The sequence below is a fragment of the Streptomyces sp. NBC_01471 genome, assembly GCF_041438865.1.
Lineage (GTDB): Bacteria > Actinomycetota > Actinomycetes > Streptomycetales > Streptomycetaceae > Streptomyces.
This window is the reverse complement of sequence record NZ_CP109450.1, coordinates 3,272,501-3,297,127: the sequence shown is the minus strand read 5'-3', so window position 1 is coordinate 3,297,127 and position 24,627 is coordinate 3,272,501. Positions and strand designations below refer to the sequence as shown.

The following is a 24,627-nucleotide window of genomic DNA, read 5'->3' as shown; positions in this document are numbered from 1 at the left end:
AGTGTAGTCAACTAGCCGGGCGTCAAGTAAGTATCGGATCGGGCCCGGCAGGTTCAGGGGAGTGGTGGGGTACGTGTCGGAAACCGCAGAACTGGCGAGACCGGAAGCGGAAGGCAAAGCCGAGCCGCAGCCGCGCAGCGTCCGGGTGGTGCTGTTCGCGCTGATGATCGCGATGTTGCTCGCGATGCTCGACAACATGATCGTGAACACGGCGATGCCGACCATCGTCGGCGAGCTGGGCGGGCTGGCACATCTGTCCTGGGTGGTGACGGCGTACACGCTGGCGACGGCGGCGTCCACGCCCATCTGGGGCAAGGTCGGCGACATGTACGGGCGCAAGGGCGCCTTCCTCGCCTCCATCGTGATCTTCCTGATCGGCTCCGCGGCGAGCGGTATGGCGCAGGACATGAGCCAGCTCATCGGGTTCCGGGCGATCCAGGGCCTCGGGGCCGGCGGTCTGATGGTCGGCGTCATGGCGATCATCGGCGACCTGATTCCGCCGCGTGAGCGCGGCAAGTACCAGGGCATGATGGCCGGCGTCATGGCGGTCGCGATGATCGGCGGGCCGCTCGTCGGCGGTGCCATCACCGACCACCTCGGCTGGCGCTGGACCTTCTACATCAACCTCCCGCTGGGCGCGGTCGCGCTCGCCATGGTCACGACCGTGCTGCACCTGCCCAAGAAGCGGGCCCGGGGCCGGATCGACTACCTGGGTACGGCGCTGCTGACCATCGGCATCGTCTCGATCGTGCTGGTCACCACCTGGGGCGGTTCGGAGTACGCCTGGGGTTCGGCCGTCATCATGGAGCTCATCTTCATCGGCGTCGCCGCACTGATCGGGTTCGTCTTCTGGGAGACCAGGGCCGCCGAGCCGATCGTGCCGCTGCACATCTTCCGCAACCGCAACTTCTCGCTGATGTCGATCATCGGCTTCCTGACCGGTTTCGTGATGTTCGGCGCGATGCTCTTCCTGCCGCTGTTCCAGCAGTCGGTGCAGGGCGCATCCGCGACCAACTCCGGGCTGCTGCTGATGCCCATGCTGCTGGCGATGATGGCGGTCTCGCTCATCGCGGGGCGGGTCACCACCAATACCGGCAAGTACAAGGCCTTCCCGATCGCGGGCGGCGTCCTGATGGTCGCCGGGCTGTACCTGCTGTCCACGATGGACGTCCACACCACCCGCCTGACGACCGGCATCTACATGGCCGTGGTCGGCGCCGGCATGGGCTTCCTGATGCAGATCACCATGCTGGTCGCGCAGAACAGCGTGGAGATGAAGGACATGGGCGTCGCCTCGTCCTCGACCACCCTCTTCCGTACGCTCGGCTCGTCCTTCGGCGTCTCGATCATGGGCGCGCTCTTCACCAACAAGGTGCAGGACGAGATGACCGCGCGGATGGGCAAGGGCGCCTCGCTCCCCTCGGCGCAGCTGGACGCGGCGAGCCTGGCGAAGCTGCCGGACAAGGCCCGGGACGCGTACCAGTTCGCGGTCGCCGCGGGAACCCACGGCGGATTCCTGCTGGGTGCCGTCGCCGGACTCGCGGTCATCGTGGCCGCCGTCTTCGTCAGGGAAGTGGCCCTGCGCGGCGGCCCGGACGCCCCGGCGCCGGTGCAGGAGCTGTAGTTCCCGCACCGCTTTCGCAGCAGGTGTACGAGTGGGCCCCGGACGCGCGACGCGTCCGGGGCCCACTCGGCTGGGTACGCGTTACGAGGGCCGGGTCAGCGTGCGGAAGCTCCCGGTGACGGTCGGCGCGTGTTCCGGGAGCCAGAGCACGGCGATGGCGCCGCCCGTCTCCTTCGCGCCCTCCGGTGCCGCGTTGCGGAACGTCAGCCGTGCCCCGAGCACCTTGGCCTGCCCGGCCGCGATCGTCAGCCCCAGACCGTGCCCGACGCCCGCCCGGTCACTGCTGCCCGTACGGAACCGGCTCGGTCCCTCCCGCAGCAGCGTGTCCGGGAACCCGGGCCCGTGGTCGCGCACCCGCACCACGCGCCCCTCGACCGTGACCTCCACCGGTGTCCCGCCGTGCTTGGCCGCGTTGCCCAGCAGATTGCCGAGGATCCGCTCCAGGCGCCGCGGATCGGTGTTGACCCACGACTCGTGCACCACCCGCACCTGCGCGTCCGGCGCCATGATCGTGACCCGGCGGCTGACGAACTCGCCCAGCGCGATCTCCTGGAGCTCGGCCCGCTCGGACGCGCTGTCCAGCCTGGCCACTTCCAGTACGTCCTCGACCAGGGTCCGCAGCGCCTGCGCCCGGTTGCGTACCAGCTCCGTCGGCCGGCCGGGCGGCAGCAGTTCCGCGGCCGTCAGCAGCCCGGTCACCGGCGTCCGCAGCTCGTGCGCGATGTCGGCGGTGACCCGGCGCTCGGCCTCCACCCGCTCCTGGAGGGTGTCGGTCATCGCGTCCACGGCGCGGGCCAGCTCGTCCGTCTCGTCCCGTACGAAACCGCCGATGGCGGCCCGCACCCGGACGTCGGTGCCGCCGTGCGCGACCTTGGTCGCGGCCGCGGCGGCCTTGCGCAGCCGCCGCGAGAGCTGGCCGCCGATCAGCACGCCCAGCGCGCTGCCCCCGAGCACCACCGAGACCGAGCCGATGATCAGCGCCCGGTCGAGGTCCTGCAGAACGGACGCGCTGCTCCCGTACCGGCTGTGCAGCGAGAGCACATCGCCGTCGGAGAGCGGGGCCGCCGCCCAGACATCGGGGATCCCGTTGGGGTGCTCGACGACCAGGGTGGAGATCCGGTTCTCGGCGGCCCGGCGCCGCAGTTCCCTGGGCAGGCTCGGGTCGTTGACCTTGGAGCCGAGCTGCGGCTGCTGCTGCTGTTGCTTCTTCGACTCGAAGAGCCGCAGGGCGAACTGGAGCCGGACCACCTGGGTGTCTCGCGCGTTGTCGAGCATGGAGACCCGGGCCGCGTTGTGCACCACGAGGCTGAGCGCGACGGCGATGAGCGCGCCGACCCCCGCGATGGCGATACTGATCTTCCACCGGACGCCGGTGCGCAGGGCGAGATGCTTCATGTCGGCGTTCCTGTTCGGCGCGGGCCGAGCGCGGGGCTTGTCCGGCCGGGGGTCCGGGGGTGGCCCCCCGGGGAACACAGCCACCGGACGCCGGTGCGCAGGGCGAGATGCTTCATGCCTTCAGCTTGTATCCGAAGCCGCGGACCGTCTCGATCCTGTCCTGTCCGATCTTTGTCCGCAGCCGCTGCACATGGACGTCGACGACCCGGGTGTCACCGCCCCAGCCGTAGTCCCAGACCCGCTCCAGGAGCTTGTCGCGCGAGAGCACCGTGCCCGGGGCCGAGGAGAACTCGAGAAGCAGCCGCATCTCGGTCGGGGTCAGCGCCACATGGGTGCCGCTCTTGCGCACCTCCATGCCCTCCGTGTCGACCTCGATGTCACCGAAGGCCAGCACTCCGCGCTCGTCCGGCTCGGCTCCACCGTCCGTACCGGCGCCGCTCGCATGCCCGAACCGGCGGAGAACGGCACGGATCCGGGCCACCAGGACCGCACCGTCGAAGGGCTTCGTCACATAGTCGTCGGCCCCGGCCTCAAGCCCCAGCACCACGTCGATCGAGTCGGCGCGCGCCGACAGCATGATCACGGGGACGGTCGACTGGTCACGGATCCGGCGGCACAGGGAGACCCCGTCCAGGCCCGGCAGCATGACGTCGAGCAGGGCGATGTCCGGCTGGTTCGTCCGGAACGCCTCAAGACCGGAGAGCCCGTCGGGCATCGCGGTGACGCGGAAGCCGTCCCGTTCCAGTGCGAGCTGTGTCGCCTCGCGGATCACATCGTCGTCCTCGACGAAGAGGACATGGGTCTCGGCCATCCCGCTGCTTTCTCAGTTGCCCGTGGGGCTGGTGGCGGCGGGGTCCCCGTCGGCGTCCCCGTCGCCGACCGCCCGGCTGAAGTCGGTGTGCACAGCGTCGGTCTGCGCGAACTTGTTGTTCGTCCAGTGGTACGTGATGACGTCCTCGCTCGACGCGTACGACATCGAGTCGCCCTTCGCGTACTGCTGCTTCGTCACGACGAGATCGCCCCGGTCGATCTCGGAGTAGACGGGCGCGGCCTCCGACCCGAAGACGTTCTTGTACGAGCTGCCCTTCGCACGGTAGACGTACGTGGCGACCCCGACCGCACTGCGGCACGTCATCACGTTCACCACGACGTCCGCGACGTCACCGCCGGTCAGCCGCGCGTACGAGACGTCGACCGGGTAGTCGCTGCCCGAGCACGGTTTCAGGTCGCGTTTGACGGACGTGCTGACCGCCGGGTCCTGCTTCAGCAGCTCCACCGCGTTCACGCGCTCGCCGGGCCGGGTGGCCGCGGCCGACCCCGGGTCCTTCGTGGGCGCGACCGCGGGGACCGAGTGGGCCGCTCCCTCGTCGCGGGTCCCCGTACCGCCCGAGTCGCAGCCCGCCACGAACAGGCCGACGACGGCGAGCCCGGCCACCGCCGTGACACTCGCCGTCAGGGTGCCCCTCCGGGTTCTGGCCGCTCTGGTTCCGGCCAGTGAGTCGCTGGCCACCGCGTCCCGGCCGTCGCCGTCCCCGGGGCCGCCCGGACCGTCCTCCGGGCCCTGTGTCAGGCCGCGCACCGCTCCCGCCCCATCTCTTGTTCCCCACGGATCAGCGCACGTGCGTCGATGTCACGACTCTCCAGCTCCTGCCGGAGCCGCGCAAGGGCCCGGTGCAGGGTGCTCTTCACCGTACCGGCAGACATACCGAGTGCGGCAGCCGTCTCCTCGGTGCTCATCTGCTCCCAGTGTCGCAGGACGACGACACTGCGCTGCTTGGGAGCGAGCACCTTCAGGATGTCCATCAGCAGCGCCCGGTCGGCGTGCTGCTCCGTGCCGTCCTCGACGCTCGCGTCGGGCAGCTGCTCGGTGGGGACCTCCTCCAGCCGGCGGGCGCGCCACCACTCCGTACGGGTGTTGATCATGACGCGGCGCAGGTAGGCGTCGGCCAGCGACTTGTCGGCGATGCCCTCCCAGCGGCGGTAGGTGCGCGCCAGGGCGGTCTGCAGCAGATCCTGGGCGTCGACGGGGTCGGGCACCAGCCGGCGGGCGCTCCGCAGCAGGGCGTCCTGCCTGGTGCGTACGTACTCCTCGAATTCGAGCACCTCACCGTGCGCCATACCCAACCGCCTCCGTCGTTCCCCGTGTTCAAGCTGTTGCTCTGTGGTCTGTCCACGAAGCTACGGAGGGGTTGTCACGGAGTCGTGCGTACCAGCCGTCGGCAGGCGCACGGCTGTCCATCGGTTGTGTAACGGCGATCAGGTTTAAAACGGCGACGACCGAATTGCGCTGTTCCGGATGAGGGGTCAGGTCAGCGGGAGCCGGTAGACCCCGTCCGCCAGCGGCTCGACCAACCCGTCGGCGACCAGCCCGTCCAGCGCCCTGGCCCGCTGTACGGGCTCGTGCCACACCGCGTCGAGCTGCGACTGCGGTACGGCACCGGACGCGTCCCGCAGCACCGCGAGCAGCTTGCCGCGCACCTGGCGGTCCGTACCGGCGTACGTCTGTCCGCGCCGCGGCGCCCCCACGTGTGCCGGTTTGCCGGCCAGCCGCCAGGCGCACTGCGCGGCGATGGGGCAGCGCCCGCACTCGGGGCTCTTGGCGGTGCAGACCAGGGCGCCCAGCTCCATGGAGGCCGCGGCCCAGCGGGCCGCCGTGGTCTCGTCGTCGGGGAGCAGGGTGCGGGCCAGCCTGCGTTCGGCGGCCGTGGTGGCGTTCGGCGGGTACTCGACACCGGTGACCGCGCGGGCGAAGACCCGCCGCACGTTGGTGTCCAGGACGGCATGGCGCCGGCCGTACGCGAAGGAGGCGACGGCCGCCGCCGTGTACTCGCCGATACCGGGCAGCGAGATCAGCTGCCCGTGCTCGGACGGCACCTCGCCGCCGTGCCGTTCCGTGATGGCATGGGCCGCTCCGTGCAGGCGCAGCGCGCGGCGCGGATAACCGAGCCTGCCCCAGGCGCGGACCGCCTCACCGGGAGCCTCGGCCGCCAGGTCGGCCGGGCGCGGCCAGCGGGCCAGCCACTGCTCGTACACCGGCAGCACCCGCGCGACGGGGGTCTGCTGGAGCATGAACTCGCTGACCATGACCCCCCAGGCGCCCGCCTCGGGGCGGCGCCAGGGCAGATCACGGGCGTGCGCTCCGAACCAGGTGATGACGGACGAGTGCAGGGCTGCGGCGGCACCGGAGTCCGGCAGACCGGTGGCGTCGGCGTGCGGGGCACTGGCGGGTGCCGGGGAGCCGGAGAAGGAGGCGGCGGAGGTGGCGGGTGTCGAGGTTTCAGTGGTTGCAGTCATGGCACATCCAATCCTCTCAGCTCGGGGCACCCGGCCCCACGAACCAGGCCGCCACGCGGATGTCGCTCGACCGCACCGTCTCCACCAGCGACCGTACGGGCCGGGTCAGGCCCTCGATCACGAGCAGCCCGATCAGCGCGCCGAGGAGCAGTCCGACGATCACGTCGTGCGGATAGTGCACCCCGACGAAGACCCGCGAGAAGGCCATCAGCACCGCGACCGGCACGGTCAGCCAGACCAGCCGCACCATGGCGACGGAGAGACCGACCGCGGCGGCGGCGGCGATGATCGAGTGATTGCTGGGGAAGGACCAGTCGCCGGGTGCCGGACAGTCGATCAGCGGCTTCATCGCCCCGGCGACGGCCCGGCACGGGCGCTCCTCGTGGATCACCGACTTGAGCACTTCGCTGAGGACGTACGCGATGGCGGTCCCCAGCGGGGCGATCAGCGCCAGCGCCATCGCCTGCGTGGACGCCGTACGCGCCCGCCACCACACGACGACGAACAGCACGGCGAAGAGCAGCAGCCCGCCCTCGGTCCACAGCTCCATGAGCTGCTGCACCCAGGAGGGGGTGGAGTGAGCGAATTCGACGATGTTTCGGTAGAGCTCGGAAGAACTGTCCATGGTGACGGACAGTATGGATCATCCCGGAGCGGTGACCGCGAGCGATCTTGACCGCCCCCTGCGGCCCGGGACAGGGGCGCCGGACGCGGTCTGCGGAATGATGATCCGTAAAAGTTGTACGGACGGCGGCGGGTGGGGCCTGAGTTGGGTCTGATCTCTCGTACAGTTTGGGCCGTGGGATCTATGCGCAATCCGGTCGGGCCGCTTCCCTCCTCCATCTACTGGCGACGGAGGGCAGTAGCGGCGACTCTGGTTGCGCTGCTCGCCCTTCTCGTCGTGTGGATGGTCACATCGGGCAGTGGCGGAAAGCACGGCAGTCCGGGCGCCAAGGGGGCCGGTCCCGCGCCCTCCATCACCCCGGGCCCCTCCGGATCGGGTCCCGCGATCAGCCAAGCGCCGGGCGGAAGTGGTGGTTCGGGCGATTCCGGCGGATCGGGTTCGTCCTCCGGTTCGGATGCGGGGCAGGGGTCCGGCTCGGGCGGTTCCGACGGCGACGGCAGTGGATCCGGCGGTACGGGCTCGGGCGGTGGCGGCGCCAACGGCTCGGGCGGAAGCGGTGGTTCGGCCTCCGGTGCCGGAGGGGTCACCGGCGGCCAACGGGTCCCTGCGGGCTCCAAACTCCCCAACTGCACTGCGGGAGCTGTTCAGTTGACGCTGCACAACCCCAAGAACAGCTATCCCCCCGGCGAGAAGCTGAAGTTCGACCTGATCGCCAAGAACACCTCGGGGACGGCCTGCAAGGTCGACTTCGGCCCCAAGGCCACTGTGCTCACGGTCACATCGACCACGGACGACCATGTCGTCTGGTCGTCCAAGGACTGCCCCAAGGACGGCGCTTCCCTGCTGCTCCAGGTCCCGGCCAACAGCACCATCAAGCACACGGTGGAGTGGGACCGCGAGAAGTCGGCACCGAAGTGCACGAAGCCCGGCCCGCAGAAGGCGGGGTCCGGCACCTACCTGGTCGAGGCGAAGGCGCCCGGGATGCCCCTGAAGCAGACATCAGTGGTCCTGACGAAGGACTGACGAACCAGCCGAACCGAGCCGCTCCTCAAGCCCCCTGGGGGCACCTCCCAGCGGCAGCCGGGGGAGACCGAGGAGCGGGGTCCGGGGCGGAGCCCCGAAAGGGGCGGGCCCCACCCGACAGGCCACCGCCTAGACGTACCGCTCCAGGATCGACGACTCCGCGAGCCGCGAAAGCCCTTCCCGGACGCTCCGCGCCCGCGCCTCGCCGACCCCGTCCACCGCCTGCAGATCGTCCACGCTCGCGGCGAGCAGCTTCTGCAGCCCGCCGAAGTGCTCGACCAGCCGCTCGATGATCGCCCCGGGCAGCCGCGGCACCTTGGCCAGCAGCCGGAACCCGCGCGGCGACACCGCCGAGTCGAGCGTCTCCGGAGAGCCGCTGTATCCCAGCGCCCTTGCCACCACGGGCAGTTCGAGCAGCTCCGTGTGGCTGAGCGTGTTCAGGTCGACCAGCGCCTCGGTGACCGTACGCGAACGTTTCGCCGTCGGCTCCGGGACGTAGTCCCTGACCACCAGCTCCCGCTCCGGCTCGACGCCCGCGATCAGCTCGTCCAGCTGGAGGGAGAGCAGCCGGCCGTCGGTGCCCAGCTCCACCACGTACTCGGCGATCTCGGTGGCGATCCGCCGGACCATCTCCAGGCGCTGCGCGACCGCCGTCACGTCCCGGACCGTCACCAGGTCCTCGATCTCCAGTGCGGAGAGCGTGCCCGCGACCTCGTCCAGACGGAGCTTGTACCGCTCCAGCGTGGCCAGGGCCTGGTTGGCGCGGGACAGGATCGCCGCCGACTCCTCCAGGACCCGGCGCTCCCCGTCCACGTACAGCGCGATCAGGTGCATCGACTGGGATACGGAGACGACGGGGAAGCCGCACTGCTTGGACACCCGGTCCGCCGTGCGGTGACGGGTGCCGGTCTCCTCGGTCGGGATCGACGCGTCCGGGACGAGCTGGACACCCGCCCGGAGAATCTTGGTCAGATCCTTGTCGAGGATGAGCGCGCCGTCGAGCTTGCACAGCTCCCGCAGGCGGGTCGCGGCGAACTCGACGTCCATGACGAAACCGCCGGTGCACATCGCTTCGACGCTCTTGTCCATGCCCAGGACGATCAGGCCGCCGGTGTTCCCGCGGAGGATCCGCTCCAGGCCGTCGCGCAGCGCGGTACCGGGCGCGACGGCGCTCAGCGTGGCACGCATCAGCGCTTCATTGCCGGACGAGCTCCCGCCGGATCTCCCGGGTGCTGCTCGGTCATTGGCTGCCACTGCACTCCTCCGGCTCGTACGGACAGGCGAGACCAGGGCAAAGTCTACCGGCGCACTCACTCGTCCTGAGGCGCGCGGGCCCTTGAACGGCGCGGGAGGACCCGCAGCGCGTCCCCCATGTCCGCCACTTCGATGACCTTCATGCCCGCGGGGACCTTCCCGGGATCGGTCGGGACGAGGGCGTGGGTGAAGCCGAGACGGTGCGCCTCGGCGAGCCTGCGCTGGACGCCGGTGACCCTTCTGACCTCGCCCGCGAGGCCCACTTCACCGATGGCCACCAGGTTCTTCGGGAGCGGGACATCGCTGGCGGCGGAGGCCAGGGCCAGCGCGACGGCCAGGTCGGCGGCCGGTTCGGTGAGCTTCACCCCGCCGACCGTCGCCGTGTAGATGTCGCGTTTGCCGAGCGCGCTGATCCTGCCGCGCTGTTCGAGGACGGCGAGCATCATCGAGACCCGGGAGGTCTCCAGGCCGGAAGTGGTGCGCCGGGGAGAAGGAATCTGCGAGTCGACCGTGAGCGCCTGGACCTCGGCGACCAGGGGGCGCTTGCCCTCCAGGGTGACCGTCAGACAGGTCCCGGGCACCGGTTCGTCACGGCGTGTCAGGAACAGCCCACTCGGATCGGCGAGACCGGTGATGCCCTCGTCGTGCAGCTCGAAGCAGCCGACCTCGTCGGTCGCCCCGTATCTGTTCTTGACGCCGCGGACCAGCCGCAGCCGGGCGTGCCGGTCGCCCTCGAAGGACAGCACGACGTCCACCAGGTGCTCCAGGAGCCGGGGCCCGGCAATGGCACCGTCCTTCGTGACGTGCCCGACAAGGAGGGTGGACATCCCGCGCTCCTTGGAGGCGCGGATCAGCGCGCCCGCCACCTCGCGCACCTGCGCCATGCCGCCCGGCGCGCCGTCCAGTTCGGGAGAGGCCACCGTCTGTACGGAGTCCAGCACCAGCAGGGACGGCTTCACCGCGTCGAGATGGCCGAGCACCGCGGCGAGATCCGTCTCGGCGGCCAGGTAGAGGTTGTCGTTGATCGCGTGGATCCGGTCGGCGCGCAGCCTGACCTGGCTCGCGGACTCCTCGGCCGTCACATAGAGCGTGCGGTGGTCGGAGCCCGCCGCCTTCGCCGCGACGTCGAGCAGCAGCGTGGACTTGCCGACGCCCGGCTCACCTGCGAGGAGCACCACAGCGCCGGGCACCAGACCGCCGCCCAGCACCCGGTCCAGCTCGGCGACCCCGGTCGAACGCGCCGTCGCCGTCCGGCTGTCGACCTGGCCGATGGGGACGGCGGCGCTGCTGACCGGCCCGGCGGCGGTCGTCCGCACGGCGGGCCCGCCGCCCTGCTCCTCGACCGTCCCCCACGTCTGGCACTCGGGGCAGCGGCCCAGCCACTTGGCCGTCGTGTACCCGCATTCGGTGCAGCGGTAGGACGGCCGTTCTCTGGTCTTCGCACGGGTGGCCATGGCGCCACCGTAACCGGCCGCACCGACAGCGGACGTACCCCTCATGGGCAGCGGGCCCGCTGCCACTGGGCCACGGCCGGAATGCTGGATTCCTGTCCCCTTTTGAGGGATACGTTCACCCGTAAGGATTAAATGCCCTCAAGAGGTGCTAGGAGGCGGCTATTACCGGCCTACCGTCGGCCGGGTGACGAGCAGCAGGCTGGAGAACCCCACACACACCACCGGCGCACACCGGGCGCACCGGCGCGCCCCCCACCCGGCGGAGCAGCGGCCGCCGGTCCGTTACGAGGCATATCTGGACGGTCTTTTCACCTACTGCCTCTCCGTCCTGTGCGACCACGCGGAGGCCACCGCCGTCCTCGGCGAGGTGCTCGCCGTGTCGGAACGCCAGTTCAGCCGCTGCCCCTCGGGTGAACAGAGCCGCCGGGCCTGGCTCTACGCCCTCGCGCGCTGGGCCTGTCTGCGCACGCTCGCCGAGCGGAAGCGGTTGCGGCCCGGCGCGCACACCGGGCGCACGCCCGAGCCCGAGCCCGCGCCTGCGCCTGCGCCGGTGCAGCCAGGCGCTGCCGAGGCAGCGGAACGGCAGCGCCGCGATCTCGCCACCCTCGCCTGGCCCGAGGCCGCCGGCACCACCCCCGAGCAGCGCGAGGCGCTGGAGCTCGCCGTACGCCACGGGCTCGGTCCGCGCGAAGTCGCCGCCGTACTCGGCCTGGAGCACGCCGCCGCCCGTGAACTGCTGGCCGCCGGAGCCTGTGAGGTCGAGCGGACCCGGGCGGCCCTCGCCGTCGTCGAGACCGGCAACTGCCCGAGCGTCGCCCGGCTCACCGGCGACCACCGGGTCCTGCTCTCCACCGCGCTCCGCCGCGAACTCGTCCGGCACGTGGACGACTGCCCGCGCTGCCGCCGGGTCGCCGAGCGGGCCGGAGCCACGGGGCCCTGGCCCGGCTCCAGCGTCACCCCGGTCACCCCCGCGGCCCTGCCGCTCGTAGTGGCGGAACGATCCGCCGCGTACACGGCGATGCTGCACGCCCCCCGCGGCCACACCCCGCGCTTCGGCCGCACGGGCTTCCCGCTGGACCCGAAGGACCGGGCCGCCCGCCGCGACCGGTTGCGCTCGCGCGCCGTCACGACCACCGTCGTCGCGACGGTCGTCGCCGCTCCGGTGCTGGCCCTGTGGGCGGCGTACCGCCACGCGCCCTCCACCGGCGAGGGGCACGGCGGTTCGGTGACGTCGAGCGAGGCCGACGGGCCGGGCGACAACAGCGCGAACCCGTACGACCACTACGAGAACGCGGGCAACGCCCGCACCCAGCACACCCCGTTCGCCGACGACGGCAGTTCGCCGGACGTGTCCGTCGAGGTCATCAGCCCGGACGCGGGGAACAAGAAGGCGGGCGGCGGCTCGGTGGCCCCCGGCGGCCTCGCCGTCGCGGCCCGTGCGTCCGGCGGCCGCACCTCGATCACCCTGACCAACGGCGGAGACCGCCCGCTCGCCTGGTCGGCCGCCCGGAGCGCGCCTTGGCTCTACCTCAGCAGCGCGTCGGGCGTCCTGTCGCCGGGCGGCTCGATCACGGTCCAGGTGTATGTGGACCACCGCAGCGAACCATCGGGCGCCTGGTCGGCCCGGATCGCCTTCGACCCGTCGGGCGCCGTGGTCTCGATGCACGGGTACGGCCGGGGCGACGGCTCCCACGGACCTGGGCGCGGCCATGGTCATGGCCACGGTCACCACGGCCACGGCAGCCCGACCCCGTCGAACGGCCCGACCACGGGACCGGCCCCGTCGGGCCGCCCGACCCCGACGCCGACCCGGTCGGACCCGACGCCCAGCCCCACCCCGACCCGGTCGGACCCGCCGACGACACCACCGGCGTCGTCCCCGGGCACGCCGTCACCGTCGTAACGAGAGGGCAGTGGCCCCGGCGGCCGGACACGGACAATCCGGCCGTTCAGGGAAGCGAACCGGCTGCTCAGGAAGGCGAACCGGCCGCCCGGGGAAGCGAACCAGCCGCGGAACCAGCCACGACCGGCCGCCGAACCAGCCCCCTGCCGGGCCGGGGGCTCCAGCCCCTGCCGGGCCGGAGGCTCCAGCCCCTGCCGGGCCGGAGCCCTACCGCGGGTCGGCCGGGTGCGGAGCCATCGGCAGCAGCGCGGCGACCCGCTCCTCGCACAGTTCCACCAGCCGCTCGTACGCCGGTGCGCCCATCAGCTCGACCAGCTCGGGCCGGTACGTCACATAGACCGGATCGCCCGCGCCGTGCGCGGACGTCGCCGACGTGCACCACCAGTGCAGGTCGTGGCCGCCGGGACCCCAGCCGCGCCGGTCGTACTCGCCGATCGAGATCTGGAGCACCCGCGACTCGTCCGGCCGCTCGATCCAGTCGTACGTGCGGCGGACCGGCAGCTGCCAGCAGACGTCCGGCTTCGTCTCCAGCGGCTCCTTGCCCTCCCGCAGCGCCAGGATGTGCAGCGAGCACCCGGCGCCGCCCGCGAACCCGGGCCGGTTCTGGAAGATGCAGGAACCCTCCCAGCGGCGGGTCTGGCGCTCCCCGTCCTCGTCGAGCTGGACCCAACCGGTCTCCGTACCGACATCGTGGAACTGCCAGAGGTCCGGCGTGAGCCGTTCCACATGGCCCGCCACCCGCTGCTCGTCGTCCTCGTCCGAGAAGTGCGCCCCCAGCGTGCAGCACCCGTCGTCGGCTCGGCCCGCCTCGATTCCCTGGCAGCCGCTGCCGAAGATGCAGGTCCACCGCGAGGTGAGCCACGTCAGGTCGCAGCGGAAGACCTGTTCGTCGTCGGCGGGATCCGGGAACTCGACCCAGGCGCGGGCGAAATCCAGGCCCTGCTCATCGTCCTTCGGCTTCGGCTGCTTGGCAGCTTTGCCCGGCTTCGCCTTTTTCGTCTTTGGCACGCCCCCAGCGTACGGGGACACCACCCCCATCAGCCCGGACAGCCACCCGCTTGCCCCCGCCCAGTAGCGTTCCGTCCATGAGACTCGGAGTCCTCGACGTCGGTTCGAACACGGTTCACCTGCTGGTGGTCGACGCCCACCCCGGGGCCCGCCCGCTGCCGGCGCACTCGCACAAGGTGGGGCTGCGCCTGGCCGAACTGCTCGACGGCGACGGTGCGATCGGCCCCGAGGGCATAGACCGGCTGGTCGCCACCGTCAACGACGCCCTCCGGGCCGCCGAGGACAAGGGAGCCGAGAGCGTCCTGTCGTTCGCCACCTCCGCCGTACGGGAGGCCACCAACGCCGACCACGTCCTCGCCCGGGTGCGCACCGAGACCGGCGTCGACCTCCAGGTCCTCACCGGCCCCGACGAGGCCCGGCTCACGTTCCTCGCCGCCCGCCGCTGGTTCGGCTGGTCCGCGGGCCGGCTGCTGCTGCTCGACATCGGCGGCGGCTCGCTGGAGATCGCGTACGGCATCGACGAGGACCCGGACGCCGCCGTGTCGCTGCCGCTCGGCGCCGGCCGGCTGACCCACGCCTGGCTGCCGGGCGATCCGCCCGACCCGCAGGACGTCAGGGCGCTGCGCCGTCACGTCCGTGCGGAGATCGCCAGGACCGTCGGGGAGTTCACCCGCTTCGGCAGGCCGGACCGGGTGGTCGCGACCTCCAAGACCTTCAAGCAGCTGTCGCGCATGGCGGGCGCCGCGCGCTCCGGCGACGGCCCGTACGTGCCCCGCGCACTGAGTCGTAAGTCACTTGAGGACTGGGTCCCCAGGCTCGCCGCGATGACCTCGGCGGAGCGCGCCCGGCTCCCCGGGGTCTCCGCCGACCGCGCACCCCAGCTCCTCGCGGGAGCGCTGGTCGCGGAGGGTGCGATGGACCTGCTCGGGGTCGAGGAGCTGGAGGTCTGCCCCTGGGCGCTGCGCGAGGGCGTCATCCTGCGCCGCCTCGACCACCTGCCGGTCAGATAGGGCCTCCCGTCTCCGGACCGGGCCGGGGCGGCGGGGGCCGGCCCGATCCGGACGAGAGAGCCCGGGCGGGGCCCGTACCCTGTCTTCCGTGGCAGAACCAGTGGTGCGCATCCCGGATGCGAAGGTCGCGCTGTCCACGGCGTCCGTGTATCCGGAGTCGACGGCGACGGCCTTCGAGATCGCCGCACGCCTCGGCTACGACGGCGTCGAGGTCATGGTGTGGACGGATCCCGTCAGCCAGGACATCGAGGCGCTGCGCAGACTCTCCGACCACTACCGGATGCCGGTCCTCGCCGTGCATGCCCCGTGTCTGCTCATCACCCAGCGGGTCTGGTCCACCGACCCGTGGACCAAGCTCCAGCGCGCGCGGTCGGCCGCCGAGCGGCTCGGCGCCTCCACCGTCGTCGTCCACCCGCCCTTCCGCTGGCAGCGCACGTACGCGCGTGACTTCGTCGAGGGGATCTGGCGGATGGCGGACGAGACCGATGTGCGGTTCGCCGTGGAGAACATGTACCCGTGGCGCTACCGGGACCGCGAGATGCTCGCGTACGCCCCCGACTGGGACGTCACGAACGACGACTACCGCCACTTCACGGCCGACCTCTCGCACACCGCGACCGCCCGCACCGACGCGATGGCGATGATCGGCCGGATGGGCCCGCGCCTCGCCCACGTGCACCTCGCGGACGGCCGCGGCTCCGGCAAGGACGAGCACCTGGTGCCCGGCCGCGGCACGCAGCCCTGTGCGGAGCTGCTCGAAGGGCTCGCGGGCAGCGGCTTCGACGGCCATGTCGTCATCGAGGTCAACACCCGCCGTGCGATGTCCACGGCGGAACGCGAAGCCGACCTGGCGGAGGCCCTCGCCTTCACCCGCCTCCACCTGGCGACCCGGGTGCGCCACCCATGACCGGCCAGGCCGGCGACGACCGCAGCGGCCCCGCGTCCGGCCCCACAGCCCCCGCGTCCGGTCCCAACGCCCCCGGTACCGGCCCCGCCCCCGTGCGCCGCAGGGGCCGCCCGCCGCGCGACCGGGCGGTCGAGGGCGGCGGTGCGCGGAGCCGCATCCTGGAGTCGGCCCGCAGGGAGTTCTCCGAGCGCGGGTACGACAAGACCTCCGTGCGCGGCATCGCGAAGGCGGCCGGGGTCGACGCGGCGCTCGTCCACCACTACTTCGGTACCAAGGACGAGGTGTTCGAGGCCGCGATCGAGGTCACGATGGAGCCCGCCCAGCTCCTCGCCTCGCTGCTCGACGCGGGCCCCGAGCGCATCGGCGAGCGGCTGGCCCGCCACTTCCTCGGCGTCTGGGAGAACCCGGCGACCCGCACCCCGCTGCTGGCGATCATCCGCTCGGCACTGACGCACGAGGCGGCGGCGAAGGTGCTGCGCGGCTTCGTGTTCCAGCGCGTACTCGAACGGGTGGCGGCGGACCTCGACGTGCCGGACCCGGAGTTCCGGGCGGAGCTGGCGGCCTCGCAGATGATCGGGATCGCGATGATGCGGTACGTGATCAAGGTGGAGCCGGTGGCTTCCGCCGAAGTGGACGACATCGTGGCGATGGTCGCCCCGACGCTGCAGAGGTACCTCACGGAGTGAGGGCGCGGGCGGCCCGTGGCGGGCTCCCCTCATCCCGTCATCCGGACCACGTGTCCGGATCTTGGAGCACAGGCGTACGCTCGACGGCAGTCATATCTGCCTAAGGAGCGAGCCACGATGCCCGAGCTGAGGTCCCGCACAGTCACCCACGGCCGCAACATGGCGGGCGCCCGTGCCCTCATGCGAGCCTCGGGCGTAGCGAGCGAGGACATCGGCAAGCCGATCATCGCGGTCGCCAACTCGTTCACCGAGTTCGTGCCGGGCCACACCCACCTCCAGCCGGTCGGCCGGATCGTCTCCGAGGCGATCAAGGCCGCGGGCGCGGTGCCCCGCGAGTTCAACACCATCGCCGTGGACGACGGCATCGCGATGGGCCACGGCGGGATGCTCTACAGCCTCCCCTCGCGCGACCTGATCGCGGACAGTGTCGAGTACATGGTCGAGGCGCACTGCGCGGACGCCCTGATCTGCATCTCCAACTGCGACAAGATCACCCCGGGCATGCTGATGGCCGCGTTGCGCCTCAACATCCCCACGGTCTTCGTCTCCGGCGGCCCGATGGAGGCCGGCAAGGCGACCCTGGTCGACGGCACGGTCCGCAAGCTCGACCTGGTCAACGCCATCAGCGACGCGGTCGACGAGAGCGTCTCGGACGAGGACATCCTCCGTATCGAGGAGAACGCCTGCCCCACGTGCGGCAGCTGTTCGGGCATGTTCACCGCCAACTCGATGAACTGCCTGACCGAGGCCCTCGGCCTGGCGCTCCCCGGCAACGGCTCGGTGCTCGCCACCCACACCGCCCGCAAGGCGCTGTACGAGAACGCGGGCCGCACGGTCGTCGAGATCACCAAGCGCCACTACGAGCAGGACGACGAGACCGTCCTGCCGCGCGCCATCGCCACCCGGGCCGCGTTCGACAACGCGATGGCGCTGGACATCTCGATGGGTGGCTCGACCAACACGATCCTGCACCTGCTGGCCGCCGCTCAGGAGGCCGAACTGCCCTACGGACTGGCCGACATGGACGAGGTCTCGCGCCGCGTCCCGTGCCTGTCCAAGGTCGCGCCGAACGTCGCACCCGGCGGCACGTACTACATGGAGGACGTGCACCGCGCGGGCGGCATCCCCGCCATCCTCGGTGAGCTGTACCGGGGCGGCATGCTCAACGAGGACGTGCACTCGGTCCACTCGCCGTCGCTCGCCGACTGGCTGAAGACCTGGGACGTGCGCGGCGGCTCCCCGTCGGCCGAGGCGGTCGAGCTGTGGCACGCGGCCCCCGGCTGTGTCCGCTCCGCGGAAGCGTTCTCGCAGTCCGAGCGGTGGGACACCCTCGACACGGACGCGGCGGGCGGCTGCATCCGCGACGTCGAGCACGCGTACTCCGCGGACGGCGGCCTCGCGGTCCTCAAGGGGAACCTGGCGGTGGACGGCTGTGTCGTGAAGACGGCCGGTGTCGACGAGTCGATCTGGACCTTCGAGGGCCCGGCCGTGGTCTGCGAGTCCCAGGAGGAGGCCGTCGACAAGATCCTCCGCAAGGAGATCGCCGCGGGCGACGTCGTCGTGATCCGCTACGAGGGCCCCAAGGGCGGCCCGGGTATGCAGGAGATGCTCTACCCGACGTCCTTCCTCAAGGGCCGCGGCCTCGGCAAGGTCTGCGCCCTGGTCACCGACGGCCGCTTCTCCGGCGGCACATCGGGCCTGTCGATCGGGCACGCCTCGCCCGAGGCGGCGGCGGGCGGCACCATCGCGCTCGTCGAGGACGGCGACCGTATCCGCATCGCCATCCCGGACCGCTCGATCGAGCTCCTGGTCTCCGACGAGGAGCTGGCGACGCGCCGGGCCGCGCTGAACGGCGTGTACGCCCCGAAGAACCGTGAGCGCAAGGTCTCGCAGGCGCTGAAGGCTTACGCGGCCATGGCGACCAGCGCCGACCGCGGCGCGGTCAGGGACATCTCGAAGCTCGGCTGACCCCCGCACCCACGCGCCCGACCGGCCCGGACCCACACCTTTCCTCACTGTGTGTGTCCGGGCCGGTGCGTTACGCTGCCCCCTTCCTGCCATGGTCACATCTGGGGGCACCATGCGTCAGTTCATCCAGCGGCCGGCCGTCGTCGCGGCAGCCGTCGCGGCCTTCGCGGCGATCGGCGTCGTCCCGGCGACCGCCACACCGGCACCGACCGCCACACCGGAACCGACCGCCACACCGGCACCGACCGCCACACCGGCACCGGCTGCGACACCGGCAGCGGCGCCCGCTGCGTCCGCGGCCGCCACACCGGCGGGCATCTGCGGCTCCGGCTACCGGGAGATCGACTCCCACACCTTCACCAACGGGCGGGTCGAATTCGCCCGCGTCCACCTCCTCTACAACGCGGCGACCGGCTACAACTGCGTCGTCACCGACCACAGCCGCGCCACCGCGGGCACGACCCTGACCACCGGGGCCTGGATCGACGTCCAGGACGACGGCAAGGGCCAGGCCAGGAACCAGGGCGCGTTCTCCTCGTACGCGGGCCCGGTGCGGCTCAAGGCCGCCCACTCCTGCGTGCGGTGGGGCGGCATGATCGAGGCCGGTGTCGGCACGTACACGTACACCAGCCCGTGGACCCACTGCGGCTGAACCGCACGACCAGCGCGCCCGCTGAAATCCGCCCGCTGGAATCCACCTGCGGAACCCGGCGGCCGTCCGCCACCCGGCAGCGGGGGATAATCGGGCCCGTGAGCGACAACGGCGAGAACGGCGACAACGGCGACGGCACCGCGAAGACCGCCGTCCCGGGCGGCAGGGCCGACGGGGCCGGCAAGGACCGTACGCCCGGCGGGCCGCAGCCCGAGACCATCCGTTTCTTCGGTACGACCTGGGTCGGCCACGACAGCGGATACGGGGTGCGGCGCGCCGCGGTCGCGGCCGGCGCCCTGGTCACGACGGTCGCCGCCTGCTTCGTGATGCGCCTCGCCTACCAGGGCGTGCAGACCGCCGACATCGGCAGCTTCGCGTCCTTCCTCTTCGTGGCCGTCTTCGCCATCTGCAGCGCGGTCGCCTTCGCCCGCACCTGGGACGGCTTCCGCCGCCGCCCCGCCGACCCGGCCCGCGAGGAATCCCTGCGCAGCCTCAAGGCGATCGGCTTCATCGGCTCGCTCCTGGCGTACTTCATCCGCTCCCTCACCGAGGCGCCCGGCGAGCAACTGCGCCGTACCGAGTACGAGACGGCGGCCGCGGCGTACGAGAAGCGCCGGGGCGCCCGCGCCGGAAACCCGGCAGCCCGCAGGAAGCCGAGGCCCAGGCGCGGCTGAGCGGCGCACGTCTGTCGTCCGGTCGCTCCGCGGAGCACGCCGTCACCCCCGCCGTCCCCCGAACCTTCCGACCGGCCCCATCACGCCACCGAAGACAACCCCGCGCCACACGGTGTCCCCCGAACTGCTGAAAAAGCGCTCCGATCCGAGCAGTTGACGCACCACGAGGTAACTGACAGCCATCAGAGCCGCGGGCACGGCCGCGACCCGCCAGGGGTGCGCTGCGGTCCGCCGCCGACCGGCCGATGGCTATGGGGGGCGCCCCTGGGACACCCCCGAACGGAGGGCGAAAAGCCTGAGACATGGGCAGGATTGCCGGTATGACAACCACCTCACGCGCCCACTCCTTCAACGCCGCCGCAGCCGCCTACGCGGCGAACCGCCCGTCCTATCCGTCCGCCCTTCTCGACGCCGTGGAAGAACTCGCGGGGCGCCCGCTGGCCGGTGCCCGGGTCGCCGACATCGGCGCGGGCACCGGGATAGCCACGGCCCTCCTCCAGGAGCGCGGCGCCCGGATCGTCGCGGTCGAGCCCGGCGACGGCATGACGGAACAGTTCCGCCGGACACTGCCCCGCGTACCGGTCGTACGCGGCGACGGGAACAGCCTCCCGCTCGCCGACGCGTCGGCCGACTTCATCACGTACGCCCAGTCCTGGCACTGGACGGACCCGGCCCGTTCGGCGCCCGAGGCGATGCGCGTCCTGCGCCCCGGCGGCGCGCTGGCCCTCTGGTGGAACGTCTCGGACCAGGAGGTGGAGTGGGTCGCCGAGCAGCAGGCCAGGATCGGGAGCTTCTTCGGCGGCTCCGACATCGTGCTCGGCGCACACGGCACGGCCCAGCGGACGCTGGAGACCGGCGGCCTGGACTTCACCGACCGCACGGTCCACTGGACCCGCGAGGTCTCCACCGACACCCACCTCGCCAATCTGGCCAGCCACTCCGTCTTCCTGGTCGCGGGGGAGGAGGCCACAGCGGAGTTCGTCGCCCAGGAGCGCGCCGTCCTCGCGGACGTCTTCCCGCAGGGCGTGGTCCGTGAGGCGTACGCGGTCGACCTCTGCGTGGCGATCCGCTGACGGCGACAGCGACAGCGGCACTGCACCCGGCAGGTGGCCTTCCTTGACGGAACTGCCTGCCGGGACAATTATTCATCGCGTGATGAATTTTACGAAACGCGCGACGGCACCACCACCCCGCCCTTCGGCCCGCTCCGACGGCACCGCATCCGGAAGGGGCGCGACCCCAGCCGAACAGACCGAACAGACGGCACAGCCCCAACCGCCCGCACAGACCCGCGCCTCCCTCCCGGCAGCCATCCAGGCCCGGAACCTGTCCGTGGTCAGAGGCGCCCGACCCGTCCTGCGCGGCCTGGACTTCACCGTCCCCCGCGGCCGGATCACCGGTCTGCTCGGCCCGTCCGGCTGCGGGAAATCCACCCTGATGCGGGCGGTCGTCGGCACCCAGGCCAAGGTCACCGGTGCCCTCACGGTGCTGGACCACCCGGCGGGCGACGCCCCGCTGCGCCGCCGTATCGGCTACGTGACCCAGGCACCGTCCGTCTACGACGACCTCACCGTCCACCAGAACCTGGACTACTTCGCCTCGATCCTCGCCGCCCCCGCCAACGTCCCGCGCGTCATCGAACAGGTCGGCCTGACCGCGCACGCGACCGCCCTGGCGGGCAACCTCTCCGGCGGACAGCGCAGCCGCGTGTCGCTGGCCGTGGCCCTGCTCGGCACCCCGGAACTCCTGGTCCTGGACGAGCCGACCGTAGGACTGGACCCGGTGCTGCGCAGAGACCTGTGGACCCTGTTCCACACCCTGGCCGACGCCGGCACCACGCTGCTGGTGTCCTCCCACGTCATGGACGAGGCGGAACGCTGCCACCGCCTCCTCCTCATGCGCGAGGGCGAGATCCTGGCCGAAGGCACCCCGGACGAACTGCGCACCCGCACCCAGGCCCCGACCGTCGAGGCGGCCTTCCTCCACCTGGTGGACGCGGCACGGGAGACGGCCCGATGAACCTCACCCACACCCTCGCCACCACCAACCGGGTCCTGCGCCAACTGCGCCACGACCCGCGCACGATCGCGCTCCTGCTACTGATCCCCGCCGTCATGATCACGCTGCTGCGGTACGTGTTCGACGCGTCGCCCCAGACGTTCGACTCGATCGGCGCGTCACTCCTGGGCGTCTTCCCGCTGATCACGATGTTCCTGGTGACCTCGATCGCGACCCTGCGCGAACGCACCTCGGGCACCCTGGAACGTCTGCTGTCCCTCCCCATCGGCAAGGCCGACATCATCGCCGGGTACGCACTGGCCTTCGGCCTCCTGGCGATCGTCCAGTCCGCCCTGGCCACGGCCCTCTCGGTCTGGCTCCTGGACCTGAACGTCACGGGCTCCCCCTGGCTCCTCCTCCTGGTCGCGCTCCTCGACGCCCTGCTGGGCACCGCCCTCGGCCTGTTCGTCTCGGCGTTCGCGGCCTCGGAGTTCCAGGCTGTCCAGTTCATGCCGGCGGTGATCTTCCCCCAGCTGCTGCTCTGCGGCCTGTTCACCCCACGAGGCCGGATGCAGCCCGTCCTGGAGGGCCTCTCCAACGTGCTGCCGATGTCGTACGCGGTGGACGCGATGAACCAGGTGCTGCACCACGACGCCATGACGACCGCCTTCGTACGCGACGCCGGGATCGTCGGAGGCTGCGCGCTCCTGGTCCTGACCCTGGGCGCGGCAACGCTGCGCCGCCGCACGACGTAAGCGGAATCCGGGACGGGGCCACGGTCCGGAGCCCCCGGTTACGGGAAGGGGCGGGGAGGGGAACAGACCCGCCCCCGGGCGCCACCCGCCCGTACCCACCCCGTACCACCCGTCGGACACCCACCCACGCCCCCACCACCCCGATGCGAGGATGACCCCGGGAGCAGAACAGCGGCCCGACAGACAGCCCCGACCGGCGAGGTGAACCAAGCCATGGCCCAGACAGTCGCAGTCCTCGGCACAGGCAAGATCGGCGAAGCCCTCCTGAGCGGAATGCTCCGCGCGGGCTGGCCCCCCGCCAACCTCCTCGTCACCACCCGCCGCCCCGACCGGGCGGAGGAACTCCGCACCCGCTACGGCGTGGAACCGGTCACCAACCAGGATGCGGCCGAGCGCGCCGACATCCTCATCCTCACGGTGAAGCCGCAGGACATGGGCACGCTCCTCGACGAGCTGGCCCCCCACGTCCCCGCGGACCGCCTGATCATCAGCGGCGCCGCCGGTATCCCCACCTCCTTCTTCGAGGAGCGCCTCGCGGCGGGCACACCGGTCGTCCGGGTCATGACGAACACCCCGGCCCTGGTGGACGAGGCGATGTCCGTCATCTCGCCCGGCAGCCACGCCACGGAAGCGCACCTGGTCCACGCCGACGAGATCTTCGGCGGGGTGGGCAAGACCCTCCGTGTCCCGGAGACCCAGCAGGACGCGGCCACCGCACTCTCCGGCTCCGGCCCGGCGTACTTCTACTACCTGGTCGAGGCGATGACCGACGCCGGCATCCTCCTCGGCCTGCCGCGCGCCCAGGCGCACGACCTGATCGTGCAGGCGGCGATCGGCGCGGCCGTGATGCTCAGGGACAGCGGCGAACACCCGGTGAAACTGCGCGAGGCGGTCACCAGCCCTGCGGGCACCACGATCAACGCGATCCGCGAGCTGGAGAGCCACGGCGTACGGGCCGCTCTCATCGCCGCACTGGAGGCAGCCCGCGACCGCAGCCGCGAACTGGCCTCCGGCAACGGCTGACCTACCACGCCCACGGGCGGGCCGCCGCTACGGCTCCAGCAGCCCGACGGCCCGGTACGCGGCATCGACCGTGGGCCGGGCCATCGCCCGTGCCCGCCCGGCGCCCCGCCTGAGGACCTCCTCCACATGACCGGGATCGGCGACCAGCGCCGCATGCCGCTCCTGGACCGGCCGCAGCAACTCCACCACCGCATCGGCCGCGTCCTTCTTCAGCGCCCCGTACGAGGTGTACGTCCCGGCGAGCGCGCCGGGCTCCTGTCCCGTACAGGCCCCGAGAACCTCCAGGAGATTGGCGACCCCGGGACTCGCGGCCCGGTCGTGGACGACCTCCCGACCGCTGTCGGTCACGGCCCGCATGACCTTCTTGTGCACCACACCGGGCTCGTCCAGGAGATAGACGATCCCCGCACCCGACGCGTGCGACTTCCCCATCTTCGACGTGGGGTCCTGAAGGTCCATGACCCGCGCGGCCACCACGGGCTCGGTCGCCTTCGGAACCACAAAGGTGTGCCCGTACCGCTGGTTGAACCGCACGGCCAGATCCCGGGTCAGCTCGACATGCTGGGTCTGGTCCTCACCCACCGGTACCTCGTCGGCCGAGTACGCCAGGATGTCCGCGGCCATGAGCGCCGGATAGGTGAGCAGGGAGAGCCGCACACCGTCCCCGGACGCTTTCGCCTGTGCGCTCTTCTCCTTGTACTGGATCATGCGCCGCATCTCGCCGTCCGTGGCGGTGCACTCCATCAGGTACGAGAGCCGGGCGTGCTCGTCGACATGGCTCTGCACGAACACGGTGCACCGCTCCGGGTCGAGCCCGGCGGCCAGCAACAGCGTCGCCGCCTGCCGGCTCAGTCTCCGTACCCGCGCAGGATCGTGCTCCATGGTCAGCGCGTGCAGGTCCACCACACAGAAGAGCGCCTCGGCCCGGTACTGGTCGTCCTCGGCCCACCGCCGTACGGCACCCAGGTAGTTCCCGAGCGTCAGGTGCCCGGTCGGCTTGACCCCACTGAAGATCCGCGTCATTTCTCCACCTCTCGACAGGGACCGCCGTCACCGACAGCCGGCTCCTGGAGGGAGAAACACGAACGGCCGCCGGATAGGCGGCCGTTGAACGCATACGTACATGCAGGCCGCCGTCAGGCGGCCCGCCACCGAAGGGTGTACGCACGCGTCATCATGGCCCCCACTGTAGCTCCGGGGCTGCCGGAAGCGGGAGAGGCCAGGGACCGGCTTGACACGGGGTTGACAGCTCCGTAATGTTCTCCGAGCTGTCCGACGTGAGCCCCGGCCCCGGTCGGTCCCCGGACAGCCATTCCGCACCAACCATTCGAACGACCGACGACTAGTCGTGTCATTCCCATGCGCTTTTGCTGA

23 protein-coding genes are annotated in these 24,627 nt (G+C 71.5%); 13 read left to right on the top strand and 10 right to left on the bottom strand.

Going from position 1 to position 24,627, the window contains the following annotated elements; translation table 11 throughout:
• Positions 1-73: 73 nt before the first annotated feature.
• Positions 74-1,624 (top strand): MDR family MFS transporter, encoded by a 1,551-nt coding sequence (locus OG285_RS14380; protein ID WP_356835575.1) that lies wholly within the window; start codon positions 74-76, stop codon positions 1,622-1,624.
• Between the two features lie 81 nt (positions 1,625-1,705).
• On the opposite strand, the gene cseC is transcribed toward OG285_RS14380, so the two are convergent.
• The 6 genes from cseC to OG285_RS14350 all read right to left on the bottom strand — a co-directional run bounded on the left by cseC (position 1,706) and on the right by OG285_RS14350 (position 6,938).
• Positions 1,706-3,019 (bottom strand): two-component system sensor histidine kinase CseC, encoded by a 1,314-nt coding sequence (cseC, locus tag OG285_RS14375; RefSeq protein ID WP_356835577.1) that lies wholly within the window; start codon positions 3,017-3,019, stop codon positions 1,706-1,708.
• 112 nt (positions 3,020-3,131) lie between these two features.
• Positions 3,132-3,830, bottom strand: coding sequence for a two-component system response regulator CseB (gene cseB / locus OG285_RS14370; protein WP_356835579.1), 699 nt, complete (start codon positions 3,828-3,830; stop codon positions 3,132-3,134).
• Between the two features lie 12 nt (positions 3,831-3,842).
• Positions 3,843-4,598 (bottom strand): hypothetical protein, encoded by a 756-nt coding sequence (locus tag OG285_RS14365; protein WP_356835581.1) that lies wholly within the window; start codon positions 4,596-4,598, stop codon positions 3,843-3,845.
• Positions 4,586-5,137, bottom strand: coding sequence for a SigE family RNA polymerase sigma factor (locus OG285_RS14360; protein WP_266854649.1), 552 nt, complete (start codon positions 5,135-5,137; stop codon positions 4,586-4,588). The genes OG285_RS14365 and OG285_RS14360 overlap by 13 nt, the downstream gene beginning before the upstream one ends.
• A 186-nt stretch (positions 5,138-5,323) precedes the next feature.
• Positions 5,324-6,313: an A/G-specific adenine glycosylase gene (locus OG285_RS14355; RefSeq protein WP_356835583.1), complete on the bottom strand. Its 990-nt coding sequence runs from the start codon at positions 6,311-6,313 to the stop codon at positions 5,324-5,326.
• Positions 6,314-6,329: 16 nt separating this feature from the next.
• Positions 6,330-6,938 (bottom strand): phosphatase PAP2 family protein, encoded by a 609-nt coding sequence (locus OG285_RS14350; RefSeq protein WP_356835585.1) that lies wholly within the window; start codon positions 6,936-6,938, stop codon positions 6,330-6,332.
• Between the two features lie 183 nt (positions 6,939-7,121).
• Between OG285_RS14350 and OG285_RS14345 the strand changes: the two genes are divergently transcribed.
• On the top strand, positions 7,122-7,961 hold the full coding sequence (locus OG285_RS14345) for a hypothetical protein (protein ID WP_371793530.1): 840 nt from the start codon (positions 7,122-7,124) through the stop codon (positions 7,959-7,961).
• A gap of 129 nt (positions 7,962-8,090) precedes the next feature.
• Here OG285_RS14345 and disA read toward each other — a convergent pair whose 3' ends face one another.
• Positions 8,091-9,215 (bottom strand): DNA integrity scanning diadenylate cyclase DisA, encoded by a 1,125-nt coding sequence (disA, locus tag OG285_RS14340; RefSeq protein WP_356835589.1) that lies wholly within the window; start codon positions 9,213-9,215, stop codon positions 8,091-8,093.
• A 56-nt stretch (positions 9,216-9,271) separates the two neighbouring features.
• Positions 9,272-10,669 (bottom strand): DNA repair protein RadA, encoded by a 1,398-nt coding sequence (radA, locus tag OG285_RS14335; RefSeq protein ID WP_356835591.1) that lies wholly within the window; start codon positions 10,667-10,669, stop codon positions 9,272-9,274.
• Positions 10,670-10,853: 184 nt separating this feature from the next.
• Between radA and OG285_RS14330 the strand changes: the two genes are divergently transcribed.
• Positions 10,854-12,572 (top strand): hypothetical protein, encoded by a 1,719-nt coding sequence (locus tag OG285_RS14330; RefSeq protein ID WP_371791149.1) that lies wholly within the window; start codon positions 10,854-10,856, stop codon positions 12,570-12,572.
• A gap of 207 nt (positions 12,573-12,779) precedes the next feature.
• Here the strand turns inward: OG285_RS14330 and OG285_RS14325 are convergent, their stop codons facing one another.
• On the bottom strand, positions 12,780-13,580 hold the full coding sequence (locus OG285_RS14325) for a hypothetical protein (protein ID WP_371791148.1): 801 nt from the start codon (positions 13,578-13,580) through the stop codon (positions 12,780-12,782).
• 77 nt (positions 13,581-13,657) lie between these two features.
• Between OG285_RS14325 and OG285_RS14320 the strand changes: the two genes are divergently transcribed.
• The 10 genes from OG285_RS14320 (at position 13,658) to proC (ending at position 23,253) form a co-directional block, all read left to right on the top strand.
• Positions 13,658-14,590: a Ppx/GppA phosphatase family protein gene (locus OG285_RS14320; RefSeq protein ID WP_356835598.1), complete on the top strand. Its 933-nt coding sequence runs from the start codon at positions 13,658-13,660 to the stop codon at positions 14,588-14,590.
• 88 nt (positions 14,591-14,678) lie between these two features.
• On the top strand, positions 14,679-15,497 hold the full coding sequence (locus OG285_RS14315) for a sugar phosphate isomerase/epimerase family protein (protein ID WP_371791147.1): 819 nt from the start codon (positions 14,679-14,681) through the stop codon (positions 15,495-15,497).
• Complete coding sequence (locus OG285_RS14310) at positions 15,494-16,183, top strand: TetR family transcriptional regulator (protein WP_356835602.1); 690 nt, start codon at positions 15,494-15,496, stop codon at positions 16,181-16,183. Before OG285_RS14315 ends, OG285_RS14310 begins: the two co-directional genes overlap by 4 nt.
• A gap of 117 nt (positions 16,184-16,300) precedes the next feature.
• Complete coding sequence (gene ilvD, locus OG285_RS14305) at positions 16,301-18,151, top strand: dihydroxy-acid dehydratase (RefSeq protein ID WP_371791146.1); 1,851 nt, start codon at positions 16,301-16,303, stop codon at positions 18,149-18,151.
• A gap of 112 nt (positions 18,152-18,263) precedes the next feature.
• A complete protein-coding gene (locus OG285_RS14300) occupies positions 18,264-18,803 on the top strand; it encodes a hypothetical protein (RefSeq protein WP_371791145.1) in 540 nt (179 codons plus the stop codon).
• Between the two features lie 98 nt (positions 18,804-18,901).
• Positions 18,902-19,477 (top strand): hypothetical protein, encoded by a 576-nt coding sequence (locus OG285_RS14295; RefSeq protein ID WP_371791144.1) that lies wholly within the window; start codon positions 18,902-18,904, stop codon positions 19,475-19,477.
• 320 nt (positions 19,478-19,797) lie between these two features.
• Positions 19,798-20,550, top strand: coding sequence for a class I SAM-dependent methyltransferase (locus OG285_RS14290; RefSeq protein WP_356835608.1), 753 nt, complete (start codon positions 19,798-19,800; stop codon positions 20,548-20,550).
• A 79-nt stretch (positions 20,551-20,629) separates the two neighbouring features.
• Positions 20,630-21,496 (top strand): ABC transporter ATP-binding protein, encoded by an 867-nt coding sequence (locus OG285_RS14285; RefSeq protein ID WP_371791143.1) that lies wholly within the window; start codon positions 20,630-20,632, stop codon positions 21,494-21,496.
• Positions 21,493-22,230: an ABC transporter permease gene (locus OG285_RS14280; RefSeq protein WP_356835612.1), complete on the top strand. Its 738-nt coding sequence runs from the start codon at positions 21,493-21,495 to the stop codon at positions 22,228-22,230. Before OG285_RS14285 ends, OG285_RS14280 begins: the two co-directional genes overlap by 4 nt.
• A gap of 213 nt (positions 22,231-22,443) precedes the next feature.
• Positions 22,444-23,253, top strand: coding sequence for a pyrroline-5-carboxylate reductase (gene proC, locus OG285_RS14275; RefSeq protein WP_371791142.1), 810 nt, complete (start codon positions 22,444-22,446; stop codon positions 23,251-23,253).
• 27 nt (positions 23,254-23,280) lie between these two features.
• Here the strand turns inward: proC and trpS are convergent, their stop codons facing one another.
• Positions 23,281-24,276: a tryptophan--tRNA ligase gene (gene trpS, locus OG285_RS14270; RefSeq protein ID WP_371791141.1), complete on the bottom strand. Its 996-nt coding sequence runs from the start codon at positions 24,274-24,276 to the stop codon at positions 23,281-23,283.
• Between the last annotated feature and the right edge of the window lie 351 nt (positions 24,277-24,627).

What these genes read in the sequence shown, in the direction of transcription:
- OG285_RS14345 (WP_371793530.1), top strand. Translation starts at nt 7,122, where the DNA reads ATGCGCAATCCGGTCGGGCCGCTTCCCTCCTCCATCTACTGGCGACGG.
- cseB (WP_356835579.1), bottom strand. Translation starts at nt 3,830, where the DNA reads ATGGCCGAGACCCATGTCCTCTTCGTCGAGGACGACGATGTGATCCGC.
- OG285_RS14360 (WP_266854649.1), bottom strand. Translation starts at nt 5,137, where the DNA reads ATGGCGCACGGTGAGGTGCTCGAATTCGAGGAGTACGTACGCACCAGG.
- OG285_RS14280 (WP_356835612.1), top strand. Translation starts at nt 21,493, where the DNA reads ATGAACCTCACCCACACCCTCGCCACCACCAACCGGGTCCTGCGCCAA.
- radA (WP_356835591.1), bottom strand. Translation starts at nt 10,669, where the DNA reads ATGGCCACCCGTGCGAAGACCAGAGAACGGCCGTCCTACCGCTGCACC.
- OG285_RS14350 (WP_356835585.1), bottom strand. Translation starts at nt 6,938, where the DNA reads ATGGACAGTTCTTCCGAGCTCTACCGAAACATCGTCGAATTCGCTCAC.
- cseC (WP_356835577.1), bottom strand. Translation starts at nt 3,019, where the DNA reads ATGAAGCATCTCGCCCTGCGCACCGGCGTCCGGTGGAAGATCAGTATC.
- OG285_RS14355 (WP_356835583.1), bottom strand. Translation starts at nt 6,313, where the DNA reads ATGACTGCAACCACTGAAACCTCGACACCCGCCACCTCCGCCGCCTCC.
- OG285_RS14300 (WP_371791145.1), top strand. Translation starts at nt 18,264, where the DNA reads ATGCGTCAGTTCATCCAGCGGCCGGCCGTCGTCGCGGCAGCCGTCGCG.
- OG285_RS14310 (WP_356835602.1), top strand. Translation starts at nt 15,494, where the DNA reads ATGACCGGCCAGGCCGGCGACGACCGCAGCGGCCCCGCGTCCGGCCCC.
- OG285_RS14320 (WP_356835598.1), top strand. Translation starts at nt 13,658, where the DNA reads ATGAGACTCGGAGTCCTCGACGTCGGTTCGAACACGGTTCACCTGCTG.
- ilvD (WP_371791146.1), top strand. Translation starts at nt 16,301, where the DNA reads ATGCCCGAGCTGAGGTCCCGCACAGTCACCCACGGCCGCAACATGGCG.
- trpS (WP_371791141.1), bottom strand. Translation starts at nt 24,276, where the DNA reads ATGACGCGGATCTTCAGTGGGGTCAAGCCGACCGGGCACCTGACGCTC.
- OG285_RS14290 (WP_356835608.1), top strand. Translation starts at nt 19,798, where the DNA reads ATGACAACCACCTCACGCGCCCACTCCTTCAACGCCGCCGCAGCCGCC.
- proC (WP_371791142.1), top strand. Translation starts at nt 22,444, where the DNA reads ATGGCCCAGACAGTCGCAGTCCTCGGCACAGGCAAGATCGGCGAAGCC.